Here is a 5,413-nt window from a genome sequence, read left to right as displayed (position 1 = left end):
CCTACTCGCCGCGTGGTCGAATGCGGGAATCAAGTGCCTGCCTGCTGGTTGGGGGGCCCGTTGTCATCCGGCTTGCAATAGCGGGCCTGCCTGGGCGTACATCCCGTCGCCCCGCGCACACTCCTTATGAGCTCAATCGTTCAACCCGCCCGCGTGCTCCTCGACCCGCTCGATGCGACAGGCGCCGCCGTGGAGGCCCGCCGCTGGCTGTGGCCCCTCCTCCTTCTCGTCGTCTGCGTGTCCGCTTCTGGGACCGCCTTTTCCCTCCGCTGGGACGCCGGCCCCTCGGTGGTGCAGGAGCTGCAGATGAGCGGCAAGCTCGGTCAGGTGACCGAGACGGAGCTGGCCGAGGAGATCCAGACCGCTTCGCGCAAGGCGCTGGTGGGGGGGATCGCCAAGGGCGTCTTCGTGATGCCGCTGCTGGCGCTGGTGCTGGCGGCGGCGCTGTGGGTGGTCGGGTGGCTGTTCGAGACGCCCGCGCCCTTCGCCCGGCTGATGGCGGCGGCGACGCTGGCCCTGCTGCCCATCGCGCTCTACCACCTCATCTTCGCCATCTGCGCGCTGGCGCAGCACTCGCTCTCCCTGGCCCGTGTGCCAGAGCTGGTGCCCTCGAGCCTGGCGGTGCTCGAGGGGTTGACCCCCAAGATGAAGAAGGTGCTGGGGGCGGTGGACTTCTTCAACCTGTGGAGCGTGGGGCTGCTGGGGCTGGGCTTCTCCTCGGCCACGGGCATGCGCCGTCACCGGGCGCTGCTGCTGTGCTTCGTGCTCTACGTCATGTTCGTCGGGGTGTTCTCCATCGGCCTGCCTGAGCTGATGGCCGGAGGGGGTGGCGGGCCGGGTGGCCGGCGCGGTCCGGGAGGTGGGCGATGAGCGCGCTCATGCTCGCGGCGGTGCTCGCCGCCACCCCCATCCGCTTGGAGGATGCCCGTGCCAGGAGCCGGGAGAACGTCCAGGCGCTGACCGCGCTCCTCGAGGCCTCGTCCGCCGAGCAGGACGTGCGCAGCGCCCGCTCCTCCCTGCTACCCCAGGTCGGCTTCCGCGGCACGGGCAGCTACGGCTACCTCGGTCCGCAGCGCGCCTTGATCAACGTGCCGGTGGAGACCCCAGAGGGGGTCGGCTTCGAGCAGCGGGTGGGGCGCAGCCGGGAGTTGACGTCCCCCAACTTCAACCTCGCCCTCTCCGTCTCGCAGCTCGTCTTCGACCGGGCCGCCTGGGCGCGGCTGTCACAGGCCGGCGCGCAGCTGGAGGCCCTGCGGGGCGAGGCGCTCGAGCGGACGGATGCCTCCGAGCTGGAGGGCATCCAGCGCTTCTTCTCCCTCTTCCGCACCCAGGCCACCATCCAGGTGCTGCTGAAGAATGTGGAGCGCAGCGAGCAGCAGCTCGATCGCGCCCGGGCCCTCTTCCAGGCGGGCCGGGTGGGCAAGAGCGAGGAGCTGTCCGCGCTGGTGAACCTGGGCAATGATCGCATCGCCGTGGTGGAGCGGCGCGGGCAGCTCGCCCGGGACCAGGCGCAGCTGGCCACGTGGCTGGCCATGCCGGGGACGGAGGCGCTGGAAGCGGTGACGCCGCCCGGGCTGGACACGATGCCCCCCGCGCCGCCGAGCCTGGAGCAGGCCGTGGCCGAGGCGCGGGCCCGTCGGCCGCTGCTGACGGCGCTGCGCCAGCGGATCCGCGTGGCGGAGTTCCAGCGGAGCATCGTCCACGCGGGCTACCTGCCGCGGGTGTCCGTGCAGGGCACCCTCCAGCGCAGCGGTCCCGAGCCGGAGGCCTTCTTCACCGAGCCCGCGCTCCAGAACTCGGCGAACGTGGGCCTGTCGTTCCAGTGGGACCTCTTCAACGGCTTCACCACCCAGGCCCAGACGCGCCGGGCGGAGTTCCAGACGCGCGTGGCCGAGCTCAATCTCCAGCAGTCGGAGCGCGAGCTGGAGGGCACGCTGAGCGAGGCGCACGTGGCGCTGCAGTCGCAGATCGCCGCCACGGAGCTCGCCGAGGCCAACCGCAAGGCGGCCGCCGACTCGCTGACGCTGGCCACGGAGCGCTACAACGCGGGCGTCAGCTCGACGTTGGAGGTGCGCGACGCGCAGCTCAAGCTCACGCAGGCCGAGCTGAGCCTGCTGGAGAACAGGATTGATGTGGAAGTCGCCCGTTTCGCGCTGATGCGGGCCATGGGCACTCTGGCCCCGGGGGAAGTGAAATGAAGTGGTGGAAGGCTGTCATCGCAGGTGGACTGTTCCTCGGGGCTTCGGCCATCACCGTCGGTGGGTTGAAGGATCGCCCCCCTCCCACCGTGGAGGCGCAGGTGACGAAGGCCCGTAAGGGCTCCGTCACCCGCACCATCACCGGCGCCGGCAAGGTGCAGGCGGCCACCACGGTGAAGATCTCCTCCAACCTCTCCGGCGACCTGACGGAGCTGCTGGTGAAGGATGGGGACCGGGTGACGAAGGGCCAGGTGCTCGGCCGCATCGACCGCAAGCGGTACGAGGCGGCGACGAAGCAGGCCCAGGCGGCGCAGAACGCGGCGCGCTCGGACGCCCAGGTGTCCCAGGTGGAGGCGGACCGCACCACGGCCGAGCTGGGCCGGGTGGAGGAGCTGGGCAAGAAGGGCCTGGCCTCGACGGCCGAGGTGGAGCAGGCGCGGGCGGCCCGGGACTCGGCGGCGGCGCGGCTGTCGTCCGCCCAGCAGCGGCTGGCCCAGGCCTCCGCCGTCTACGAGGAGGCGCAGGGCAACCTCGCCAAGACGACGCTGCTGTCCCCCATCGACGGCAACATCATCGAGCTGTCGCGCGAGGTGGGTGAGCGGGTGCGTGGCTCGGACTTCTCCGAGGACGTGGTGATGACCATCGCCGCGCTCAACGTCATGGAGGTGAAGTTCGAGGTGGGTGAGCACGAGGTGGTGCACCTCAAGCCCGGCCAGCCCGCGGAGATCTCCGTGGACGCGCTGGAGGGCGAGTCCTACCAGGGCTCGGTGGTGGAGATCGCCCAGAAGGCGCTCATCAAGAACCCGGGCACCGAGGCCGAGGTCACCACCTTCCCGGTGACGGTGGCGCTCAACTCGCGGCCGCCGCGCGTGCTGCCGGGCATGAGCGCCGAGGTGCGCATCTCCGCGGAGACGCACAACGACACGGTGCTCGTCCCCATCCAGTCGGTGACGGTGCGTCCGGAGAGGAGCCTGCCGGACTACAAGCCGCCGGTGGAGGGCGGGGGCCTCACGGTGAACCGCCGCGCCGAGACGCTGGCCAAGGTGGTCTTCGTGGTGGACAAGGACAACAAGGCGCAGCTGCGCCGGGTGCGCACGGGCATCGCCTCCGACACGGACCTGGAGATCCTCGAGGGACTCGAGGTGGAGGACAAGGTGGTGGAGGGCCCGTACCGCACGCTGTCCAAGGAGCTCAAGCACGGCGACACGGTGAGCGAGCCCAAGCCGGGTGGGCCGGGCGGTGGCCAGGGCGGGAAGAAGTCGTGAGCGACGGCACCAGCGCCGGGACCCCCCGGCTGATCGACGTCCAGGACGTCACCCGCGTCTTCCACGTGGGTGGCGAGGAGGTGCGCGCGCTGCGTGGCGTCTCCTTTGGCATCAGCCGCGGCGAGTGGGTGGCCATCATCGGCCAGTCCGGCTCGGGCAAGAGCACGATGATGAACGTGCTGGGCTGCCTGGATACGCCCTCCAGCGGGCGCTACATGCTCAACAACAAGGACGTGTCGCGCATGTCGGACGACGAGCTGGCCATCGTCCGCAACGTGGAGATCGGCTTCATCTTCCAGACCTTCCAGCTCCTGCCGCGCGAGACGGCGCTCGCCAACGTGGAGCTGCCGCTCGTCTACCGGGGCATGAAGGCCAAGGAGCGGCGCGAGCGGGCCCAGGCGGCGCTGGCGAAGGTGCACCTGGAGCACCGCATGCACCACAAGCCCAACGAGCTGTCCGGTGGCCAGCGCCAGCGCGTGGCCATCGCCCGGGCGCTGGTGGCCGAGCCCTCCATGCTCCTGGCGGACGAGCCCACGGGCAACCTGGACTCGGCCACGGGCGAGGAGATCGTCCGGCTGTTCGAGGAGCTGCACCGCGCGGGCAACACGCTGGTGCTCGTCACGCACGAGCCGAAGCTGGCGGCGCGCTGCCCTCGGGCCATCCGGCTCAGTGACGGGCAGATCGTCGCGGACGGCCCCGGGCGCCTGGTGGCCCTGGGTGACGGGCACGGGCCCCCGGTGCAGGCCGTGGGGGGCGTATGAACAAGGCGATGCGCGTGGATGTGCTCGAGGGGGCGCGCATCGCGCTCTACTCGCTGGGGGCCAACCGGATGCGCACGGTGCTCACCACGGTGGGCATCGGCATCGGGGTGGCCACGCTGCTGGCCATCGTCGGCATCATCCAGGGGCTCAACAGCTCCTTCGAGAAGCAGCTCGCCTCCCTCGGCTCCAACACCCTCTACGTCTCCAAGTGGCCCTGGGTCATGACGGGCGACTGGTGGATGTACCGCAACCGCAAGAACTTCACCCTGCCGCAGGTGGAGCAGATCCGCGCGCAGTCGACCTACCTCTCCGGCATCTCGCCCATGGTGAGCCGCAGCGCGGACGTGGCCTTCGGCGGCGAGCAGCTCTCGGCGGTGGACATCAACGGGGTGACGCACGAGTACCTCGCCATCGCCGCCTACGAGGTGACGAGCGGGCGCTTCCTCACCGAGGCGGATGACGCCGTCACCCGGCCCGTGGCGGTCATCGGGGCCACCGTGGCGGAGGGGCTCTTTCCGGGGTTGGATCCCGTGGGCCGCACCATCCGCGTCGAGAACCGGCCCTTCCAGGTGGTGGGCGTCCTGTCGCGCAAGGGAAAGCTCCTGGACGAGGACCAGGACCTGACGGTGATGGTGCCCTTCAAGACGTTCTACTCGACCTTCGGCAAGAACCGGGGCTTCAGCATCGCCATCTCCATCGAGCACTCCGAGGACATGCTCAAGGCGGAGGACCAGCTCGTGGGCATCCTGCGGCGCGTGCGAGGCACGCCTCCGGGAGTGCCGGACGACTTCAGCATCAATCGCCCGGAGATGCTGGCGCAGACGTACAACCAGCTCACCGGCGCGCTCTACGGCGTGGCGGTGGGCGTGGGCCTCATCACCATGCTGGTGGGGGGCATCGGCATCATGAACATCATGCTGGTGTCGGTGCGCGAGCGGACGCGGGAGATCGGCATCCGGCGCGCGCTCGGTGCGCGCAAGCGCACCATCGTGTTGCAGTTCCTCATGGAGGCGTCCGCGGTGTCCGCGGTGGGCGGGCTCCTGGGGACGGTGGTGGGGCTGGGGACGGCCAAGGTGGTCTCCCTCATCACCCCGCTGGCGGCGGACGTGCAGCTCTTCACCATCTTTGGCGGCGTGGGCTTCGCCGCCGTGGTGGGGCTGCTGTTCGGCATCTGGCCGGCGGCCCGGGC

General features: G+C 70.5%; 5 protein-coding genes. All 5 read left to right on the top strand.

Annotated elements, in window-relative coordinates:
* The first annotated feature begins 126 nt into the window (after positions 1–126).
* A complete protein-coding gene (locus VF697_RS31770; protein WP_331100843.1) occupies positions 127–870 on the top strand; it encodes a YIP1 family protein in 744 nt (247 codons plus the stop codon).
* Entirely contained in the window at positions 867–2,198 is a 1,332-nt protein-coding gene (locus VF697_RS31765) for a TolC family protein (protein WP_331100842.1), read from the top strand. The genes VF697_RS31770 and VF697_RS31765 overlap by 4 nt, the downstream gene beginning before the upstream one ends.
* Positions 2,195–3,463: an efflux RND transporter periplasmic adaptor subunit gene (locus tag VF697_RS31760; RefSeq protein WP_331100841.1), complete on the top strand. Its 1,269-nt coding sequence runs from the start codon at positions 2,195–2,197 to the stop codon at positions 3,461–3,463. Before VF697_RS31765 ends, VF697_RS31760 begins: the two co-directional genes overlap by 4 nt.
* Positions 3,460–4,224, top strand: a complete 765-nt coding sequence (locus tag VF697_RS31755) for an ABC transporter ATP-binding protein (RefSeq protein WP_331100840.1) — start codon at positions 3,460–3,462, stop codon at positions 4,222–4,224. Before VF697_RS31760 ends, VF697_RS31755 begins: the two co-directional genes overlap by 4 nt.
* A partial coding sequence (locus VF697_RS31750) for an ABC transporter permease (protein ID WP_331100839.1) occupies positions 4,221–5,413 on the top strand: 1,193 nt, incomplete at its 3' end. The genes VF697_RS31755 and VF697_RS31750, both read left to right, overlap by 4 nt.

The sequence above is a fragment of the Archangium sp. genome (assembly GCF_036388035.1).
GTDB lineage: Bacteria > Myxococcota > Myxococcia > Myxococcales > Myxococcaceae > Archangium.
This window is presented reverse-complemented; position numbering and strand designations above follow the sequence as displayed.